The following is a 1374-nucleotide window of genomic DNA, read 5'->3' on the forward strand; positions in this document are numbered from 1 at the left end:
GTCCCCAAGGGGATTCGAACCCCTGTTACCGCCGTGAAAGGGCGGTGTCCTAGGCCTCTAGACGATGGGGACACATAAATGTGTCACTAGGACAATCGATTAGTTTAACTCACATCCTGAGCTTTTAAGGTAATGGCGTATAGTACAAATAAAGACTCGAGCTTTATGTGTTACGCTATTTTCTCGGTAAAACCGCCTTTAACTAAAAAGTTAAATGGCGTCCCCAAGGGGATTCGAACCCCTGTTACCGCCGTGAAAGGGCGGTGTCCTAGGCCTCTAGACGATGGGGACACAGAAAACTGTTACCCTAGGACAAACACTAAAAATTGGTGGAGCTATGCGGGATCGAACCGCAGACCTCTTCGCTGCCAGCGAAGCGCTCTCCCAGCTGAGCTATAGCCCCAACTTATTCAATACGCTCGGTGATAATCACGTCGTGTATCGCTTAGTGCGGGGCGCATTCTATGCACCCCCCAAAATAAAGTCAACAGTTTTTTATGCGACATTATTTAAATGGTTTAAATTTCAACAAACTGGCTATCATACGTGCTAAAAAACAGATTTTCATACTAATTTAGATGTCATGTTGCGCTTTACGTTGTTGTACTCGCCACATGTATACGACTAAGTACCCTATTCAACCGATAATATGAGTTTGAATATGATTTAAAGGGTATACATTTATATGCAAATTAGCTTGGTGCTGTTTTACTACTAAAAAAGCGCTGTTCATTGGCATGTTAAACTTTAAATAACTTTTTATTATCCGCTAATTTGTATCACGCAATACAATTATTGAAAGTTAGCCTTTTATTACATAAATATTTTATTGTTTATCCGACCACTAATGACATCTATTTAGTCTACGCCGCCGACTTTAAATAAACATTAAGCTTAACAATTGTTCGTTTAATATTAGTTTGTTGATAAAGTGAACACCGTTCGCACTGTATTGTTTATAAAAGCTTCATTCAGCACATTTTTATCATTCAAGTGTTGACACATTTGCAACTCTATCTATAATAGCGCCCCACAACAACGCAGCAATGTGGTGTTGTTTAGATGCGGGTGATTAGCTCAGTTGGGAGAGCATCGCCCTTACAAGGCGAGGGTCACTGGTTCAAGTCCAGTATCACCCACCACATTTTAATGTGTCATATCTAATATTCTATATGAGCGTTAGCTCGGTTAGAAAAAAGAGAGCCTACTGCTATTTACAAGTAACGGCAAGGTTCACTGGTTAAAGTCCAGTACTATTAAACTTTAATAGTAGCGTTTGAATTTATATGTGGGTGATTAGCTCAGTTGGGAGAGCATCGCCCTTACAAGGCGAGGGTCACTGGTTCAAGTCCAGTATCACCCACCACATATAAA

General features: G+C 40.6%; 5 tRNA genes. 2 read left to right on the top strand and 3 right to left on the bottom strand.

Going from position 1 to position 1374, the window contains the following annotated elements:
• From BM380_RS10170 to BM380_RS10180, 3 genes are all read right to left on the bottom strand, one after another.
• Positions 1–72 (bottom strand) — tRNA-Glu (locus BM380_RS10170).
• Positions 73–215: 143 nt separating this feature from the next.
• A tRNA-Glu gene (locus tag BM380_RS10175) sits at positions 216–291 on the bottom strand.
• Positions 292–327: 36 nt separating this feature from the next.
• Positions 328–403 (bottom strand) — tRNA-Ala (locus BM380_RS10180).
• A 663-nt stretch (positions 404–1066) separates the two neighbouring features.
• Here BM380_RS10180 and BM380_RS10185 point away from each other — a divergent pair.
• Both BM380_RS10185 and BM380_RS10190 read left to right on the top strand, forming a co-directional pair.
• Positions 1067–1142 (top strand) — tRNA-Val (locus BM380_RS10185).
• A gap of 148 nt (positions 1143–1290) precedes the next feature.
• A tRNA-Val gene (locus BM380_RS10190) sits at positions 1291–1366 on the top strand.
• Positions 1367–1374 lie beyond the last annotated feature (8 nt).

The sequence above is a fragment of the Pseudoalteromonas sp. DSM 26666 genome (assembly GCF_900116475.1).
In the GTDB taxonomy this organism is placed as follows: Bacteria; Pseudomonadota; Gammaproteobacteria; order Enterobacterales; family Alteromonadaceae; genus Pseudoalteromonas; species Pseudoalteromonas tetraodonis.